Here is a 17,229-nt window from a genome sequence, read left to right on the forward strand (position 1 = left end):
TCAAGGAGACGGCCACGTAATTGCTTGACTGTGAATGGTTCTTTCAATAGGCGCGCCTGTTTTTCTGATATTAGGACGAAACACAGGCTAATCCCAATTTCTTTAGGACGTGTCCGATTAAAAACGCGCTTTCACGATGGCAATATACGGACTCGCATTGGTTTGATTTGAGGTGTCCTGTAAATAAGTGCTGCGTGCCTTGGTTTTTGCGTCCCGGAATGACGCTTTATAAATCAGATATTTAATAGTTTATGACGTTTTTTCGGCTTGTCGTCGTAATCAATATTTTGTATCTCTAAATAACAGGATGAAACTCGTCGTCGATTTGACAATCGAGCCGTGTCGGCACGACCGCATCGCGTAAATACTCGCTGCCGTCCCGCCGTCGTTCGATTTCGGCGGCTGATCGCTCAGATATGCATTCGTTCGACTCTGTTGACTACGCACTCGTTGTTCGCGGGAAGATTTCCAGGTTTCGGCTGGTCGATGGCGGCCTGCTTGTCGCTGCGGCATGGGCGGCGAAGCGCTGGTTCGACGGCGCACCCTGGTCGGCGGCCGATGCCGCGTTGACCGCCATTGCGATCGCATGCGCGCTGGTCCTGTTTCCGTTGATCGGCCTGTACGGCAATCGCGAGCGACGCATGTCGTGGCGTTACATGTGGCGGGTGCCGGCCGGCCTTGCCGTCGCTATGTGCGTCGGCGTGATGTCGGTTACCGCACTCGACTGGCAATCCGGCGCGGCACCCGGCTGGATGATCGGCTGGTTCGTGCTGTCGACGGTTGCACTCGTCGCATCGCACACATTGCGGCGATGGCTGGGCGTCCAGCGAGTGGCGCACGATGCCGGGCGCAGGTCTGTCGCACTCGTCGGGTATCGCGAACGATGCCTGGCGCTTGCGAGTCGCGACGCGCGCGAGGTCGGGTCGCCGTTTCTGGTGGCCGCGATCTTCGACATGTCCGGCGCACCGGCACTCGATGCCGACAAGTTCGAAGTGCATGTCGATCTCGACCGGTTCGTCGACTGCGTGCGCCGCGCGCGCGTCGGGGAGATCTGGATCGTGCTGCCGCTGTCGGAAGCCGACCGCATCGGCGCGATCGTTCGTGCGTTCGACATGGATCTCGTGGATATCCGCTTCATGCCGGACCTCGCCGATCTCACGCCGCTTCATCCGCGCCGCGCGAGTCGCGGCCGCGCGCTCGATCTCGTGGCCGCGCCGCTGTCGACACGGGCGCTCGCGGGCAAGGCCGTGTTCGATCGCGTGTTCGCGGGGCTGGCGCTGATCGCGATCGCGCCGCTGATGGGGGCGATCGCGATCGCGGTGAAGTGCTCGTCGCCGGGGCCGGTGTTGTTCCGGCAGCAGCGCAGGGGCGCGTACGGGCGCATTTTCACGATCTACAAGTTCAGGACGATGCGCGAGCACGACGCCGACGCGCCGGGCGAAGTGCGTCAGGCGACGCGCGGCGATCCGCGCATCACGCGCGTCGGCGCGCTGCTGCGGCGCACGAGCCTCGACGAGTTGCCGCAGTTCCTGAACGTGCTGAAGGGCGACATGTCGGTGGTCGGCCCGCGTCCGCACGCGGTGGAGCACGACCGCTTCTACCAGCATCGGATCGACGGCTATATCCAGCGCTACCGGATCAAGCCGGGCATTACCGGTTGGGCGCAGGTCAACGGGCATCGCGGCGAGACGGACCGCGTCGAGAAGATGCAGCAGCGGGTCGAACACGATCTCTATTACCTGAACAACTGGTCGTTTGGGCTGGATATGCGGATCGTCGCCGCGACCGTGATGTGCGGATTCACGCATCGCAACGCTTATTGAACGACGCGTCGACGCACGCGGCTTGGAAAATACGAATGGAAACTGGAAAACGGTCCCGCTCCTGGGCACAACGCTCGCGAACGGCGCTGACGGTCTTGCCCGTCGTGCTGTTGTCCGCTTGCGCGGTCGAGCCGGGCATGCACATGGATTTCGCGCAAGAGGCGCCGCACACCGGCGGTATCGCAACGCAGACGCGCGACGACGGCCTGACGGTATCGATGCGCCGTATCGATGCGGCCTCGCTCGATCGAGCGCGGCAAGCATCCGCTTCGCGTGACGCGGCGTCGGTGCCGATCGGTTCGATCGACGGTGCAATGATCGCGGCGCAGCGGCGCGATGCCCGCGTACAGGAAGAACGCATGCGCGCCGCGCTGTTTGCCGCACCGGCGCCGTACGCGGTCGACGCGGGCGACGTGCTGCAGATCACCGTGTGGGATCACCCCGAGCTGGTCGCCGCGCAAGGCAACCCGGGCAATCAGACGGTCCGTCCCGCCGATCCGCCGACGGGCTTCGTCGTCGATCAGAGCGGTAACCTCGCGTTTCCGTATGCGGGCGAACTGCATGTCGCGGGCATGAGCACGAGCGAGATTCAGGCCGCGCTGCGCGCGCGGCTGTCGAAATGGTTCGTCGCGCCGCAACTGACGGTGCGCGTCGCGTCGTATCGTGCCAATCGTGTCTATATCGACGGCGAAGTCCATGCACCAGGCGCGCAACCGCTCAACGACACGCCGATGACGCTGCTCGAAGCCGTCACGCGAGCGGGCGGCTTCACGGCCGCCGCCGATCAGAGCCGCATGACGCTCGTGCGCGCCGGTGTCGCCTATCCGGTCGATCTGCCGGGACTGATTCGCGAGCGTCTCGATCCGTCGCGCATCGTGTTGCGCAACGGCGATCTGTTGCAGGTCGGCGCGCGCGACCAGTTCGGCGTGTACGTGATGGGTGAGGTCAACCGGCCGACGACCGCGCTGCCGCTGCGCAACGGTCGGCTCACGCTGGCCGACGCGCTGTCGCAGGCCGGCAGCGTCAACCAGGGTACGTCCGATCCGAAGCAAACCTACGTGATTCGCGCCGGCGAGGGACGGCAGGCTCAGGTGTTTCACCTGGACGGCCGATCGCCGGTGTCGATGGTGCTGGCCAATGAATTCGAACTGCAGCCGCGCGACGTCGTGTACGTCGACAGCACGAAGCTCGCGCGCTTCGGCCGCGTGCTCGCGCAATTGCTGCCGGCCATCAACGCGGGCCTGACCGCCGCAATCGTCACGAAATGATGAAGCGAATCCTGTTGGTGTGTACCGGCAACGTCTGCCGTAGCCCGGCCGCGCAGGCGCTGCTGTCGCGCGCGTTGCCCGGCCGCACGATCGAGTCGGCCGGCCTCGCGGCGATCGGCGGAACGCGGATCGATCCGGTGATGAACGAGTTGCTGGCCGCGCGCGGCTTCGGGCAGTCGCCGCACCGGGCCCGGCGCGTCGACGACCGCGTCTGCCGGTGGGCCGACCTGATTCTCGTGATGGAGACCGCGCAGCGTCATCTGATCGAGCGGACCTACCCGACGACACGCGGTCGCGTGTATCGCCTCGCCGAGCGCTACCAGACCGACGTTCCCGATCCGTACCGCCGAAGCCGCCATGTGTACGACTACGCGATGAAGCTGATCGAACACGGCGTCGTCGACTGGGCCGAGCGGGTCGCCCGCCTCGAATCGAACCGGCCGCGACGCCCTGATCCCGGCGCAGATGTGCCGGAACACTTGAGGTGAGCCTTTGATGAACGCAACCAACCCAGGTCGAGCCCTTGCACGCGAGGCCGACGAGCTCGACGTGCGCGGCATTCTCGACGTGCTGATCGCGCACGCCGGCCGCATCGTCGCGGTCACGGCGGCGTGTACCGCGCTCGGCGCCGCGTATGCGCTCGTCGCGAAGCCGGTCTACAAGGCCGACATTGCCGTGCAGGTGGAAAGCGGCGGGTCCGACCTGCGCAGCATGGCGGAAGGCGGGCTCGTCGGCGGGCTCGGTGCGCTGTTCGACGTGAAGTCGACCGACGACGGCGAAATGGAAATCCTGCGCTCGCGGCTCGTGACCGAACCGGTCGTCGACGTGCAGCGCCTGTACATCGATGCGCGGCCGCGCCGCGTGCCCCTGATCGGGGGCGCGATCGCGCGCTTCAATCGCGGGTTGTCGACGCCGGGCCTCTTCGGGATCGGCGGCTTCGTCTGGGGCACCGAGCATATCGACGTCACTGCGTTCGACGTGCCGCCCGACTTCCACGAACACCCGTTCATCGTCACGTCGCTGGGCGACGGAGGCTATCGGCTGTCCGGCAACGATCTCGATCGCGATGTGGAAGGCGAGATCGGCGCACCGCTGCGCGTGCGGACGTCGGCCGGCGACGTGATGCTGCAGGTCGCCGGCATCGACGCCGCGGCCGGGGCGCAGTTCGTCGTGAAGGCCGAGTCGAAGCAGGTCGTGCTCGCCGAACTACAGAAGAAGCTGGCGATCGCGAATCGTGGCAAGGATCAGTCCGGCGTGATCGGCGTGTCGTACGAAAGCCATGATCCGGTGCGCGCGGCGGCCGTGCTGAACGGGATCGCGGACAACTACGTGCAGCAGAACGCGAACCGCAAGGCGGCGACCGCCGAGAAGTCGCTGGCGTTCCTCAGCGATCAGGTACCGACGGTGGAGCGCCAGTTGCGTACGGCCGAAGACCGGCTCAACGCGTACCAGGCCCGCCATGAAATCGTCGATCTGACCGAACAGGCGAAGGCGATGCTGACGCAATCGACGGCCGTGCAGACGTCGCTGTTCGAACTCGAACAGAAGCGGCTCGCGCTGGCGTCGACGTTGACGCCGGCGCACCCGGAGCTCACCGCGGTCGACCGGCAGATCGCCGCGGCCCGCGCGCAGATCGGGATGGTCAATGATGCGATCCGGCGTTTGCCCGACGCGCAGCGCAACATCGTGCGGCTGCGCCGCGACGTGACCGTGCAGACCGAGATCTACGTCGGCCTGCTGAACAGCATCCAGCAACTGCGAGTCGCGACCGCGAGCAAACTCGGCAACGTGCGCGTGATCGACCGCGCGATCGTGCCGGACGAGCCCGTGCGGCCGAGGCCGGTACTGGTCACGGTGATTGCCGCGCTGGTGGGCCTCGTGCTCGGTACCTGCGGCGTCATCGGCCGCGCGGTGCTGTTCGGCGGCATCACCGATCCGGCCGAGATCGAACGCGACACCGGCCTGAACGTGATGGCGACGATTCCGCACAGTGCAGCCCAGCGCCGGCTCGCGCAGCGCGCCGCCACCGCGGTGCAGGGCGCTGTGCCGATCCTGTCGCTCGCACGGCCGAACGAACCGGCGGTGGAGGCGCTGCACAGCCTGTGCACGGCGCTGCGGTTCCAGTTGCTGGACTGGCCCGAAGGCAACCGCGTGCTGATCACGGGGCCTTCCGCAGGGGTCGGGAAATCGTTCGTGTCGGCCAACGTCGCTGCCTTGCTCGGACAGTCGGGCCAGCGCGTGTTGCTGATCGACGGCGATCTGCGACGCGGGGAGCTGGCCAAGCGCTTCGGCGTGGGGCCGGACATCGGCCTGTCGACCGTCCTGCGCGGCGGCGCGACCGTCGACGACGCCATCGTGCGCGATATCGCACCGAACGTCGACCTGCTGCCCGCCGGCCCGCGTACCGACCGGCCGGTCGAGCTGCTGTCGTCGGATCGGCTGGCGGCATTGCTGACCCACGTTGGCCGCGATTACAGCCTCGTGCTGCTCGATGCACCGCCGCTGCTGCCGGTGACGGACGCCACCGTGCTGGCCGCGCATGCCGACACGATCCTGCTCGCCGCGCGATCCGGCGTGACGACCACGGGCGAACTGCTCGAATCGGCGAAGCGCATCGAACGCGTCGGCGCGCGCACGACGGCCGTCGTGTTCAACGGCTTCCGGCCGGGGCTGCGCTCGGCGCAGTACGGCAACTACGGCGCTTACGCGTATGACAGCGCCGATTCGCACACCGCGGCGGATCGCGCGTGATCCGCCGACGGAGAATCCGATGACTCACCACTACGAAAACATTCTCGTTACCTTCGGCACTCGCCCGGAAGCCATCAAGATGGCGCCGCTCGTCCATGCGTTGCGGGCCCGCGAAGGCGTGCGTTGCGGCGTCTGCGTGACGGCCCAGCATCGCCAGATGCTGGACCAGGTGCTCGACCTGTTCGGCATCGTGCCGGATTTCGATCTTGACCTGATGCGCGCCGGGCAGACGCTCGGCGGCCTGACCGGGCACATCCTCAATGCGCTCGACCCGGTGCTGGATGCGTTCCGGCCCGATCTCGTGCTCGTGCACGGCGATACCACCACCACGCTCGGCGCGACGCTCGCGGCTTACTACCGGCGCGTTCCGGTCGGGCACGTGGAAGCCGGCCTGCGTACCGGCAACCTGTATTCGCCGTGGCCGGAGGAGGCGAACCGCCGGGTGACGGGCGCGCTCGCGCTGCATCACTTCGCGCCGACCGAAACGTCGCGCGCGAACCTGCTGGCCGAGGGCGTCGAGGCCGGCCGGGTTCACGTGACCGGCAACACGGTGATCGACGCGCTGCTGACGGTCACCCAACGCCTGACTCGCGACCGGGCGCTGGTGCAGCAGATGCGCGAGCGGTTCCCGTTCGTCGACGACGCACGACGCATGATTCTCGTCACCGGCCACCGCCGCGAGAACTTCGGTCGCGGCTTCGAACGAATCTGCGAGGCGATCGCGACGATCGCGAAGCGCTATCCGGCATGCCGGATCGTCTATCCGATGCATCTGAATCCGAACGTGCGGGAACCCGTCACGCGGCTGCTCGGCGACATCGACAACGTGATGCTGATCGAGCCGCAGGAGTATTTGCCGTTCGTCTATCTGATGAGCCGCGCGTGGCTGATCCTGACCGATTCCGGCGGGATCCAGGAAGAAGCGCCGTCGCTCGGCAAGCCGGTGCTCGTGATGCGCGATACCACCGAGCGGCCGGAAGCCGTCGCGGCCGGCACGGTGCGGCTGGTCGGCACCGAGGTCGAGCGGCTGGTCGGTGCGGTGGTCGAGCTGTGGGAAGACGGCCGCGCCTATCGCGCGATGAGCCGTGCGCACAACCCGTACGGCGACGGCCGCGCGAGCGGGCGGATCGCCGATCTGCTCGTGTCGCCGCCGACGTTGACGCAGGGGCCCGCCTCTTTGGCCGGCTCGCTCTGCTGACTCCCCTGACGTCTGGAGAACCCCATTCATGTCATTCGAAACCGTTTCCGTCATCGGGCTGGGCTATATCGGCCTGCCTACCGCAGCGGCGTTTGCCGCACGTCGTAAAAGCGTGATCGGCGTCGACGTGTCGCAGCATGCGGTCGACACGATCAATCGAGGCCAGATCCATATCGTCGAGCCCGAGCTCGACATGCTCGTGCATGCGGCCGTGACGCAGGGCCACCTGCGTGCGACGACGACACCCGAGCCGGCCGATGCGTTCCTGATCGCGGTGCCGACGCCGTTTACCGACGGCAACAAGCCCGATCTGAGCTATATCGAAGCCGCATGCCGGTCGATCGCACCCGTGTTGAAGAAGGGCGACCTCGTCGTGCTCGAGTCGACTTCGCCGGTCGGCGCGACCGAACGGATGGCGGCGTGGCTCGCCGCGCAACGCCCGGACCTGACGTTCCCGCAGCAGGCCGGCGAGCGCTCGGACATCCGGATCGCGCATTGCCCGGAGCGCGTGCTGCCGGGCCACGTGGTGCGCGAGCTCGTGGAGAACGATCGCGTGATCGGCGGGATGACGCGCAAGTGCGGCACGCGGGCGCAGGAGCTGTACGCGGTGTTCGTGCGTGGCGAGTGCATCCTCACCGATGCGCGCACGGCCGAAATGTGCAAGCTCACCGAGAACTCGTTTCGCGACGTGAACATCGCGTTCGCGAATGAGCTGTCGGTGATCTGCGACCAGCTCGACATCAACGTGTGGGAACTGATCCGGCTGGCGAACCGTCATCCGCGTGTCAGCGTGCTCCAGCCGGGGCCGGGCGTCGGCGGACATTGCATCGCGGTCGATCCGTGGTTCATCGTCGATTCCGCCCCGGATCACGCGCGATTGATCCGCACCGCGCGCCAGGTGAACGACGACAAGCCGCATTTCGTGGTCGAACGCGTGCGGCACGCGGCGAGCCGGTTCCGCGAGCCGGTGATCGCGTGTCTCGGCCTCGCGTTCAAGGCCGATATCGACGATCTGCGCGAGAGCCCGGCGGTGGAGATCGTCGAAGCGCTGGCCGGGCATGCCGACGCGACGCTGCTGGTCGTCGAACCGAACGTCGATGTGTTGCCGGCGTCGCTCGACGCGAAGGCGCGGCTGTGCGATCTGCCTACCGCGCTCTCGGAAGCCGACGTGATCGTCATCCTCGTCGATCACGCGCCGTTCCGTCGCATGGACCCGGTGCGGTTGCAGACCAAGGTCGTGATCGACACGCGCGGCGTGCTGGCGCACGCGTAACGGGCGGGATGCGCAACGTCATGATGCGGAACGCCGATGCCGGAAAGCTGCTGGGCCGTCTCGAGGCGCTCGTCTGTACGGGCGCGCCCGGCGTGTATCGCGTGCTGACGTTCCGGGTCATCCAGCGGATCTATTCGCTGGACGAACTCGGGCATGCGGCGTCCAACCTGTCGGTCGCGCAGATGATCGGCTTCTTCACGGCCATCGGCTGGGCGACGCTGATCCTGGTACGCGTGCCGGCCAGCGACGGGCGGCACGCGGCGCGCGACGCGTTCTACTCGCTGGTGTCGATGGCGGGATGGACGACCGTGGCCGCCACGCTCGCGTGCGTGCTGGTGTCCGCGAGCGGTCTTGTCGCGTTCGATCTCGGCGGCGTGGTCGCGTTGATGTGGGGCTGGACCGTGTATCAGCTCGCGCGGCATTTCTTCGTGTCGACTCGTCGCTACCGGATCACGATTGCGTTCGACTGCCTGCTGATCGCGGGCTCGTGCGCGATGCTCGAAGTCGGCATGCGGCACGGCTATTCCGCGTCGCTGTGCCTGGCGCTCTCGCTGATCGGGGCGGCCGTCGCGATGTTCGTCGCGATCGGGGCGCCGGGGCGTGGCGCGTTCTCGATGCGGCTCGACATGAAGGGGCTGCAGTTCGGGTTGACCAATTTCCTGTCCGGCGGTATCGCGCTCGTGACGGTGCCGGCGGCCAAGGCGATGTGCGGCGCATCGTTCGCGGGGATGCTGTCGCTGTTCGCATCCGTGACCGCGGTCGGTAACCTGCTGCCGCGCGCCATCTCGATCGCGCAGTTGCCCGATCTCGTGAAGCGGAAGAAGGACAAGGCGCCGCTCGATACGACGCTGGGCGCGATGCGGCGGAACATCGGGCTGTCGAATAGGGTCGTGCTCGTCGTGAATCTGGTGATCGTGGTGGGGCTGACTTATCGGGCGGGGTTGGATAGCCCGGACAGGTACATGGCGCTCGCGGGCGGTGCATTGCTGGCGATTCAGTGCGCGGCCGGCGTGCTCGGCGTGGTCGGCAGCAACGTGATGATGGCGTTCGAGAAGAGTGCCGTCACCGCGCGAATCAACATCGGTACGTCGACGCTGTTCATCGCGTTGCTCGGCGGCAGCGTCGCGATCGGCGGCGAAGTCGGTTTCTTTTGCATGCTCGCGTCGGCCGTGCTTGTCACGCTGATCCGGAACGGGATCGTGGTCTTGCATGCGCGACGGGTTTGTTCGGCGTATGCGGCATCGATTAGCGCAGTGGATGTTCCGGTCCCATCGGGAGCGCGCCCATGAGCGTGGCGATTGGGGGGCCAGTGGTGGGTCGTCGCTCGCGGGTCGCCGACCTGGGCGCCGGCCTGCTGGCGCTCGCATATTGCGTTTTTTGTGTCAGCGATACGTTGCTCACGCTCGACGACGATCGCTCGCAGATCGTCAAGATGGGCGCGTTCGCGCTGGTGTTCGCGGCGATCCTGCTGCGTCCGCGCTTTCACCGGCTGGCCGTCGTTGCGCTTCCAGTCGCGGTGTCGCTGTGCATCGGGATGCTGCTGTCGTTCAACACGGCCGCAGGGATCGAGGAACTGGTCCGCTTCCTCTTTCCGGTCGCGATCACGGTGGCGATCTTTCCGTACCGCGACCGGCTCGACGTGCTGATCAAGACGTTCATCGGCGTGGTGGTCAGCAACGATCTGTTCCAGTTGTACTTCTACGTTTCGTACGCGAGCGGGCTGCCGCTGTTCATGCCGGTCCGGATCGATTCCGGACTGTTCCTGCGCGCACAGGGGTGGATGGGATTCTTCTCGGAATTCAGCTTCATCAATCTGTGCGCATTCCTGCTGTGCCGCTGGTACTGGTCCGGTCGTCGCGCGGCGATGGCGTCGTGGGGCTTCCTGTTCTTCGGGTTGCTCGGCTTCTCGTTCAAGCTGTTCGCGGCGCTGGCGTTCTACCCGTTCGTGCGGAACGTCAGGGACGTGCGCGCTTGGCTGGCCGCGGCCGGTATTGCGGGCGCGATGCTCGTGCTGATGGCGATGGGCGCGCTCGATTCGCTGTTGAAGGTCGGGATGGCGAAGATCCTGTTCTATGTCGTCGCGGGCAATTCGGCGCGCGCCGAATCCTATCGCGTGATGTTCGAATCGATCCGCAACGGCAATCTGCTCGGCGAGGGGCTGGGCAGCTTCGGCGGCCCGGCCTCGGTGAAATTCTCGTCGCCGCTCTACCAGCTCTATCACTTCGACTGGTATGGGCTCGGCGGGCTGTTGAAGACCACCGATACGTTCTATCCGCACCTGTTCGTCGAGATGGGCGTGTTCGGCGCGCTCGCGTGGCTTGTGTTCGTGGTGGCTTACGGGCAGGCGCGGCGCAAGCCGACCGTCTGGCTTTACGTCGTCGGCGCGTTCTGTTTCGACAACATCTTCTCGATGGCGTTTGTGTCGCCGTCTTACGTATTTTCCGCACTGCTGGCCATGTACGCGTTCTCGTGGGGGCGGCCGGGGGCCGGTCGCGCGTCTGGCAACGGTGCGATGGAGGTTCGCTCATGAAAATTCTCGTCGTCACGAACATGTATCTCGGCAGCAACCGCGCGAGCCCATGGCAAGGCGTGTTCGTGACCGAGCAGGTCGAGGCGCTCCGGCGCTCGGGCGGCTGCACGGTCGACGTGCTCGTCATCGAAGGGTATCGCAACAAGGGCGAATACCTGCGATCGATCGGACAAGTCTGGCAGGCGGCGCGCGCGGGACGATACGACATCGTGCACTACCACTTCGGCCTGAGCGCGTGCTCCGCGCCGCTGGTTCGCCTGCTTACGCGGGCGCGGGTCGTCATCACATTTCACGGCACCGACATCCTCGGCCCGCTATGGATGCGGCTGGTATCGAAAACGATGGCCTGCTTCGCGCACGCGTGCATTGGCGTCAGCGCGGAAATTTCATCGCGTTTGATCCGGCTGCGCCGGCGCTGCGAGACGATCCCGTGCGCGGTGAACGAGACGGTCTTCGTCGAGCACCGCGACGATGCGCGTGTTGAATCCGCGTTGCCGATCGTCGTGTTTCCGTCTTCCGCGCAACGCCCGGAAAAGAACTATCCGTTGTTTGCGCAGGTGCTTCGGCAACTGTCGGCGCAACATGGCATCCGGGTGCAGGAGCGGCATATCGATGGTCTGGAGCGCAGCGAGGTGCGTGACCTGCTGGCGCGTGCCGCATGCCTGCTGATGACGTCGACCCGCGAAGGCTCGCCGCAATCGGTGAAGGAAGCGATGGCGGTCAATCTGCCGGTGGTATCGGTCGATGTCGGCAACGTGCGGCAACTGCTCGACGGCGTGTCGCCCGGCATGGTCGTGTTCGACCACGACGCTGGCCGGCTCACGCACGAGCTTGCGGATGTGTTGAAGGCCGGCACGCGATCCAACGGCCGAGAGCGGCTTGCGGCGCTCGGGTACTTCTCCGCCGATGTATCCACGAAGTTGAAGGCGCTGTATGCGTCGCTTTGCCGGCCGCCGCGATTCGCCCGCGTGGCACCGGATACCGAAAAACGCGATAACGAGGCCATGCAATGAACCGCGCCGAATTCTTTTCATGCCCGATTCATCTGATGTCGATGAACGAGACGGTCGACTGGATCGGTGCGAGAGTCGAGAAGCGGGAATTCACGCAGCACGTGGTCGTCAACGTCGCTAAGGTTGTCCATCTGCAGCGCGACGCGGAGCTTGCCGCGTCGGTTCGCGCATGCGATATCGTCAACGTCGACGGCATGGGCGTGGTGTGGGGCGCGCGGCTGCTCGGTATCCCGGTGCCGGAGCGCGTCGCGGGCGTGGATCTGTTCGATCGCCTGCTGGCGCTGGCCGATGCGAAAGGGCTGCCGGTCTATCTGCTCGGCGCGACGCAGGATGTCGTCGAACAGGTTGTGGCCGTGGCGGCCGCGCGTTATCCGCGGTTGCCGATCGCGGGATATCACCACGGCTATTTCTGGGACGACGAACAGGCGATCGTCGACGACATCCGTCGATCGGGCGCGCGCATGCTGTTCGTCGCGATCACGTCGCCGCGCAAGGAGAATTTCATCAATCGCTGGAAAGCGCGATTGGGCGTCGATTTCGTGATGGGCGTGGGCGGGACGTTCGACGTGGTGGCGGGGAAGGTAAAGCGTGCGCCGCTGTGGATGCAGCGCAGCGGTCTCGAATGGGCGTTCCGCGTGATCCAGGAGCCGGGGCGGATGTGGAAGCGCTATCTGTCGACCAACAGCCGGTTTCTGGCGATGCTCGCAGGCGCGTATCTTGCCCGGTTGTTTCGGCGCAAAGGAGCGGCCGATGCGCAGTAGATTGGTTATCGCCGCATGCATGTTCGTCGTATCGGCTTGCCACGCGGGCCCGTCGGGTGGCGCGCATGAGGAAACGCGTTTCTATCGGTCGGACTGGACGCGCGGTATCGATTCGCGGCTTCGTCTGCAGGAACCGGCACCACAGAACATCACGACGGGTGAATTGTCCGGCATTCGCGACACGCTGCTGAAGGTATCGATGAACCGTTCGCAGGACTTCAGCGAGGTGGCGAGCGGGACGCCCCGTGCGGAAGTCAGTTTTTCCCCTGTGTTTCGCTTCGTGAACGGCCGCGATTGCGAGGTGCGCTGGTCCACGGTGATTCCCGCCGATTATCGGTTCGATTCCAGACAGCCGGAACTCATTGCCCAGTTGCATCAGGGCGGTAACGATGGATCGCCGCCGTTCGCGTTGCTGCTGAACAATGGGAAATACGAAGTCGATGTACGTGGCGCGCCAGGCACGCCGAGCCGGTCGTTCGCGTTTGGCGACCCGTTCGCGGATCGCGGGCAACCGGTCCGGTGGATGCTCCGGTATCGGCCCGACGATCGCGGCGTCGATGCGTTGACCGACGTCTTCCGGAACGGGGAACGCGTCGTGCATGTGACGGGTGTACCGAACGCGTTCCCGAACGACCATCAGGCCTACTTCAAGCTCGGCCTCTACAAATGGTGGTGGAAGACCCGGCCGTCCGATGTGACCGAGCGGACCATGTATTACGGCGACATCGAAATGAAGGTATTGCGCCAGTCGGCCGACTGAGCCGAGCGGCGCCGGGCGCATGTCGCGCATGCGCTCCGCGCCCCCTCAACCCTCCCGAAAAATCCCGTTATACGCACTCAACGCCGGCGCTCCGCCGAGATGCGCATACAGCACTTTCGACCCCGGCTCGAATTCCCCCAGCCGCACCTTGTCGATCATCCCGTGCATCGATTTCCCTTCATAAACGGGATCGGTCAGCATACCTTCCAGCCGTGCGCACAGCCGAATCGCTTCCAGCGTGCCGTCGCTCGGCAGCCCGTATTCGGGCCCGCCGTACCGCGTGTCGAGCACGACGTCCTGTTCGACGATATCGCGGCCCAGCCCCACCAGCTCGGCCGTATGCCGCGCGATGCGCGTGATCTGTTCGCGCGCCTGTTCCGGCTTCGCCGACGCGTCGATGCCGATCACGCGGTCCGCGCGTCCGTCGGCCGCGAAGCCCACGACCATCCCCGCCTGCGTGCTGCCCGTCACCGAGCAGACGACGACGTAGTCGAACTTGAAGCCTAGCTGCGCTTCCTGCGCCCGCACTTCTTCCGCGAAGCCGACGAACCCGAGCCCGCCGAGCGGATGCTCGGAGCAGCCGGCCGGAATCGGATACGGCTTGCCCCCCGCCTGTCGCACGCTCTCCATCGCTTCTTCCCAACTGCGGCGAATGCCGATGTCGAAACCGTCGGATACGAGCCGCACGTCGGCGCCCATCATCCGCGACAACTGGATGTTGCCGACCCGGTCGTACACCGGATCTTCATAGTTGACCCAGTGCTCCTGCACGAGCACGCATTTCATTCCGAGATGCGCGGCGACGGCCGCGACCTGGCGTGTCTGGTTCGACTGCACGCCGCCGATCGACACGAGCGTGTCGGCACCCTGCGCAAGCGCGTCGGGAACGAGATATTCGAGCTTGCGCGTCTTGTTGCCGCCGAATGCGAGGCCGCTGTTGCAGTCCTCGCGCTTCGCATACAGCTCGACCTTGCCGCCGAGATGCGCGCTCAGGCGCTTGAGCGGCTGGATGGGCGTCGGGCCGAACGTCAGCGGATAACGGGGGAAGCGTTGCAGATTCATCGGCGGGGCTCCGGAAGGGGAACAAGGCGGGAAATCGGATCGTTCGGGCGCGGCCGGCAGGCCGTGCGCCGATGACGAAAATGATAGGCAGAAGCGCGGGAAATGAGCTTGCGAAATGAATTGCGTCGACCTACTTTATCGGCGTTATGAATTAAAAATAAACAATTCTGATTCGCTGAAAAGGAGATTGGCGCAATGAAATTAGACCGCGGCAGCGCATCACCCGCCGACGCCGCCCCGGCGCTCGACCGCATCGACCGCGCGATCCTGCGGCAACTGCAGCAGGACGCGTCGATCTCGAACGTGAGCCTTGCGGCGAAAGTGAAGCTGAGCGCGCCCGCGTGCCTGCGGCGCGTCGAGCGGCTGAAGGAAATGGGGCTGATTCGCGGCATCGTCGCGCTGCTCGACCCGAAGCCGCTCGGTGCCGGGATGCTGGTCGTGATCGGCTTCGTGCTCGATCGCTCGACGCCGGAAACGTTCGCCGCGTTCGAGAAGGCTGCGCAGAAAGTGTCAGGATGTGTCGAATGCCATGTCGTGACCGGCGAATTCGACTATTTCATGCTCGTGCGGACGCGCGACAACGACAGCTTCAATCGGCTGCATGCCGAACAACTGCTGTACCTGCCCGGGGTACGGCAGGTGCGCTCGTTCATGGTACTCAAGGAGATTCTGTCGACGCATGCGCTGCCGGTATAGCGGATGACGTCCGCCCACGGCCGGGCGGACGCTCCCGGACGAAGCGGCGTCCGGCCGAGCCCGCGTCGGCCCGCGTGCACGGATTGCCCAGGCGGCAGCGACGCTCTTCCGATCGCGCGGAAAGAGCGGGCTGGGCCGCGCGAACGGTCCCGCCGCGCTGTCGCGCATGCCGCTTGCACCGTCACGACGCCGCCCGGCGCGATCGCGTATGCTCGTCCCGTCATCTCGGCGAAGGCCGCAGGCGCCGCAGCCGGATCAATCGACGACCGATCAACGAGCGAGGGCATCATGGCAAGACAGACGATGGCGGAATATCTGGCGAAGACGCTGGCGGCAGCGGGCGTCGAGCGCATCTGGGGCGTGACGGGCGACAGCCTGAACGGCCTGTCGTTCAGCCTGAGCCAGATCGGCTCGATCCGCTGGATGCACACGCGGCACGAGGAAAGCGCGGCGTTCGCGGCCGGCGCCGATGCCGCGTCGACCGGGCGGCTCGCGGTGTGCGCGGGCAGTTGCGGCCCCGGCAACCTGCACCTGATCAACGGGCTGTACGACTGCCACCGCAATCACCAGCCGGTGCTCGCGATCGCCGCGCACATTCCGTCGACCGAGATCGGTCTCGGCTATTTCCAGGAAACCCATCCGCAGGAGCTGTTCCGCGAATGCAGCCACTTCGCCGAGCTCGTGACGAACGCGTCGCAGTTTCCGCGCGTGCTGGCGCGGGCGATGCGCACCGCGATCGAGGAGCGCGGCGTGGCGGTGATCGTGCTGCCGGGCGACATCGCGCTCGGCGACGGCCCCGACGAGGCGCCGGTGTGGAGCGAATCGGCGCCGCCGTCGATCCTGCCGGCCGATGCCGATCTCGACCGGCTCGCGGCGCTGCTCAACGGGTCCGACGCGGTCACGCTGCTGTGCGGCAGCGGCACGCAGGGCGCGCACGACGAAGTGGTCGCGCTGGCCGACACGCTCGGCGCGCCGGTCGTGCATGCGCTGCGCGGCAAGCAGTTCGTCGAATGGGACAACCCGTTCGACGTCGGGATGACGGGGCTGATCGGCTTCAGCTCCGGCTATCACGCGATGGAGTCGTGCGACACGCTGCTGATGCTCGGCACGGATTTCCCGTACCGGCCGTTCTATCCGACCAACGCGAAGATCGCGCAGATCGACTGGAAGGGCTCGCAGCTCGGCCATCGCGCGCCGCTCGCGCTCGGGCTGGTGGGCACCGTGAAGGAAACGATCGCGGCGCTGCTGCCGCGGCTGACGCGCAAGACGCAGCGGCGCTTCCTGGAGAACGCGCTGAAGCACTACGCGGCCGCGCGCAAGGGGCTCGACGATCTCGCGGTGGCCGAGCCGCCGGGCCGCGCGATTCATCCGCAGTACCTGACGAAGATCGTCGACGAAGTCGCGGCGGAGGACGCGATCTTCACGGCCGACGTCGGCACGCCGACGCTGTGGGCCGCGCGCTACCTGACGATGAACGGCAAGCGGCAACTGCACGGCTCGTTCAATCACGGATCGATGGCGAACGCGATGCCGCAGGCGCTCGGTGCACAGGGCGCGCATCCGGGGCGGCAGGTCGTGTCGCTGTCGGGCGATGGCGGGCTGTCGATGCTGCTCGGCGATCTGCTGAGCGCACGCCAGCTCAAGCTGCCGATCAAGGTCGTCGTGTACAACAACAGCCTGCTCGGCTTCGTGTCGATGGAGCTGAAGGCGGCCGGCTATCTCGACACGAACGTCGACCTGAGCCCGACCGACTTCGCGGCGATCGCGAAGGGCGCCGGTATCTTCAGCGTGCGCGTCGAGCATTCGGAGAACGTCGAGCACGCGTTGCGCACGGCATTCGAGCATGACGGGCCGGCGGTGGTGGATGTCGTCACGTCGAAGTACGAGCTCGCGATGCCGCCGAAGATCGAACTCGCGCATGCGAAGGGCTTCAGCCTGTTCATGCTGCGCGCGATCCTCAGCGGGCGCGGTGACGAGATCGTCGAATTGGCGAGAACCAACTTGCGGTGACGGTACGGGCGCGCGTCGTGCGGCGAGCATGGCGCGCGGTTCACAACTAGGCTGTGCCGCGCGCGCACGGCTTCGACGAGCCGT

14 protein-coding genes are annotated in these 17,229 nt (G+C 66.0%); 13 read left to right on the forward strand and 1 reads right to left on the reverse strand.

Features of this window, described 5'->3' with window-relative positions:
• Positions 1 to 416 precede the first annotated feature (416 nt).
• From HWX07_RS15035 to HWX07_RS15085, 11 genes are all read left to right on the forward strand, one after another.
• Entirely contained in the window at positions 417 to 1,823 is a 1,407-nt protein-coding gene (locus tag HWX07_RS15035; protein WP_175876741.1) for an undecaprenyl-phosphate glucose phosphotransferase, read from the forward strand.
• A 137-nt stretch (positions 1,824 to 1,960) separates the two neighbouring features.
• A complete protein-coding gene (locus HWX07_RS15040) occupies positions 1,961 to 3,091 on the forward strand; it encodes a polysaccharide biosynthesis/export family protein (RefSeq protein WP_244129996.1) in 1,131 nt (376 codons plus the stop codon).
• Positions 3,088 to 3,579 (forward strand): low molecular weight protein-tyrosine-phosphatase, encoded by a 492-nt coding sequence (locus HWX07_RS15045; protein ID WP_175876742.1) that lies wholly within the window; start codon positions 3,088 to 3,090, stop codon positions 3,577 to 3,579. Before HWX07_RS15040 ends, HWX07_RS15045 begins: the two co-directional genes overlap by 4 nt.
• A 7-nt stretch (positions 3,580 to 3,586) precedes the next feature.
• Entirely contained in the window at positions 3,587 to 5,842 is a 2,256-nt protein-coding gene (locus tag HWX07_RS15050; protein WP_175876743.1) for a polysaccharide biosynthesis tyrosine autokinase, read from the forward strand.
• Positions 5,843 to 5,861: 19 nt separating this feature from the next.
• Positions 5,862 to 7,040 carry a UDP-N-acetylglucosamine 2-epimerase (non-hydrolyzing) gene (wecB, locus tag HWX07_RS15055; RefSeq protein ID WP_175876744.1) on the forward strand — a complete coding sequence of 393 codons (1,179 nt, stop codon included), beginning with the start codon at positions 5,862 to 5,864 and terminating at the stop codon, positions 7,038 to 7,040.
• A gap of 28 nt (positions 7,041 to 7,068) precedes the next feature.
• The gene (gene wecC, locus HWX07_RS15060; RefSeq protein ID WP_175876745.1) at positions 7,069 to 8,313 is read left to right on the forward strand and encodes a UDP-N-acetyl-D-mannosamine dehydrogenase; all 1,245 of its coding nucleotides are present in this window, start codon (positions 7,069 to 7,071) and stop codon (positions 8,311 to 8,313) included.
• Positions 8,314 to 8,333: 20 nt separating this feature from the next.
• The gene (locus HWX07_RS15065; protein WP_175876746.1) at positions 8,334 to 9,602 is read left to right on the forward strand and encodes a hypothetical protein; all 1,269 of its coding nucleotides are present in this window, start codon (positions 8,334 to 8,336) and stop codon (positions 9,600 to 9,602) included.
• Entirely contained in the window at positions 9,599 to 10,843 is a 1,245-nt protein-coding gene (locus HWX07_RS15070) for a hypothetical protein (protein WP_175876747.1), read from the forward strand. Before HWX07_RS15065 ends, HWX07_RS15070 begins: the two co-directional genes overlap by 4 nt.
• The gene (locus HWX07_RS15075; RefSeq protein WP_175876748.1) at positions 10,840 to 11,856 is read left to right on the forward strand and encodes a glycosyltransferase family 4 protein; all 1,017 of its coding nucleotides are present in this window, start codon (positions 10,840 to 10,842) and stop codon (positions 11,854 to 11,856) included. The genes HWX07_RS15070 and HWX07_RS15075 overlap by 4 nt, the downstream gene beginning before the upstream one ends.
• Entirely contained in the window at positions 11,853 to 12,617 is a 765-nt protein-coding gene (locus tag HWX07_RS15080; protein WP_175876749.1) for a WecB/TagA/CpsF family glycosyltransferase, read from the forward strand. The genes HWX07_RS15075 and HWX07_RS15080 overlap by 4 nt, the downstream gene beginning before the upstream one ends.
• A complete protein-coding gene (locus HWX07_RS15085; protein ID WP_175876750.1) occupies positions 12,574 to 13,377 on the forward strand; it encodes a heparin lyase I family protein in 804 nt (267 codons plus the stop codon). The genes HWX07_RS15080 and HWX07_RS15085 overlap by 44 nt, the downstream gene beginning before the upstream one ends.
• Before the next feature lie 45 nt (positions 13,378 to 13,422).
• Here the strand turns inward: HWX07_RS15085 and HWX07_RS15090 are convergent, their stop codons facing one another.
• Entirely contained in the window at positions 13,423 to 14,439 is a 1,017-nt protein-coding gene (locus HWX07_RS15090) for a 1-aminocyclopropane-1-carboxylate deaminase (RefSeq protein WP_175876751.1), read from the reverse strand.
• 195 nt (positions 14,440 to 14,634) lie between these two features.
• On the opposite strand from HWX07_RS15090, the gene HWX07_RS15095 reads away from it, so the two are divergent.
• Positions 14,635 to 15,135: an Lrp/AsnC ligand binding domain-containing protein gene (locus HWX07_RS15095; RefSeq protein ID WP_023476957.1), complete on the forward strand. Its 501-nt coding sequence runs from the start codon at positions 14,635 to 14,637 to the stop codon at positions 15,133 to 15,135.
• Between the two features lie 288 nt (positions 15,136 to 15,423).
• Positions 15,424 to 17,145, forward strand: coding sequence for a ubiquinone-dependent pyruvate dehydrogenase (gene poxB, locus HWX07_RS15100; protein ID WP_175876752.1), 1,722 nt, complete (start codon positions 15,424 to 15,426; stop codon positions 17,143 to 17,145).
• The last annotated feature ends 84 nt before the right edge of the window (positions 17,146 to 17,229 follow it).

This window comes from Burkholderia sp. BCC0097, assembly GCF_902832985.1.
GTDB classification, from domain to species: domain Bacteria; phylum Pseudomonadota; class Gammaproteobacteria; order Burkholderiales; family Burkholderiaceae; genus Burkholderia; species Burkholderia orbicola.

Excerpts from the sequence above, each read along its gene's own strand:
- HWX07_RS15035 (WP_175876741.1), top strand. The coding sequence starts at position 417 with ATGCATTCGTTCGACTCTGTTGACTACGCACTCGTTGTTCGCGGGAAG.
- HWX07_RS15040 (WP_244129996.1), top strand. The coding sequence starts at position 1,961 with ATGCACATGGATTTCGCGCAAGAGGCGCCGCACACCGGCGGTATCGCA.
- HWX07_RS15045 (WP_175876742.1), top strand. The coding sequence starts at position 3,088 with ATGATGAAGCGAATCCTGTTGGTGTGTACCGGCAACGTCTGCCGTAGC.
- HWX07_RS15050 (WP_175876743.1), top strand. The coding sequence starts at position 3,587 with ATGAACGCAACCAACCCAGGTCGAGCCCTTGCACGCGAGGCCGACGAG.
- wecB (WP_175876744.1), top strand. The coding sequence starts at position 5,862 with ATGACTCACCACTACGAAAACATTCTCGTTACCTTCGGCACTCGCCCG.
- wecC (WP_175876745.1), top strand. The coding sequence starts at position 7,069 with ATGTCATTCGAAACCGTTTCCGTCATCGGGCTGGGCTATATCGGCCTG.
- HWX07_RS15065 (WP_175876746.1), top strand. The coding sequence starts at position 8,334 with ATGATGCGGAACGCCGATGCCGGAAAGCTGCTGGGCCGTCTCGAGGCG.
- HWX07_RS15070 (WP_175876747.1), top strand. The coding sequence starts at position 9,599 with ATGAGCGTGGCGATTGGGGGGCCAGTGGTGGGTCGTCGCTCGCGGGTC.
- HWX07_RS15075 (WP_175876748.1), top strand. The coding sequence starts at position 10,840 with ATGAAAATTCTCGTCGTCACGAACATGTATCTCGGCAGCAACCGCGCG.
- HWX07_RS15080 (WP_175876749.1), top strand. The coding sequence starts at position 11,853 with ATGAACCGCGCCGAATTCTTTTCATGCCCGATTCATCTGATGTCGATG.
- HWX07_RS15090 (WP_175876751.1), bottom strand. The coding sequence starts at position 14,439 with ATGAATCTGCAACGCTTCCCCCGTTATCCGCTGACGTTCGGCCCGACG.
- HWX07_RS15095 (WP_023476957.1), top strand. The coding sequence starts at position 14,635 with ATGAAATTAGACCGCGGCAGCGCATCACCCGCCGACGCCGCCCCGGCG.
- poxB (WP_175876752.1), top strand. The coding sequence starts at position 15,424 with ATGGCAAGACAGACGATGGCGGAATATCTGGCGAAGACGCTGGCGGCA.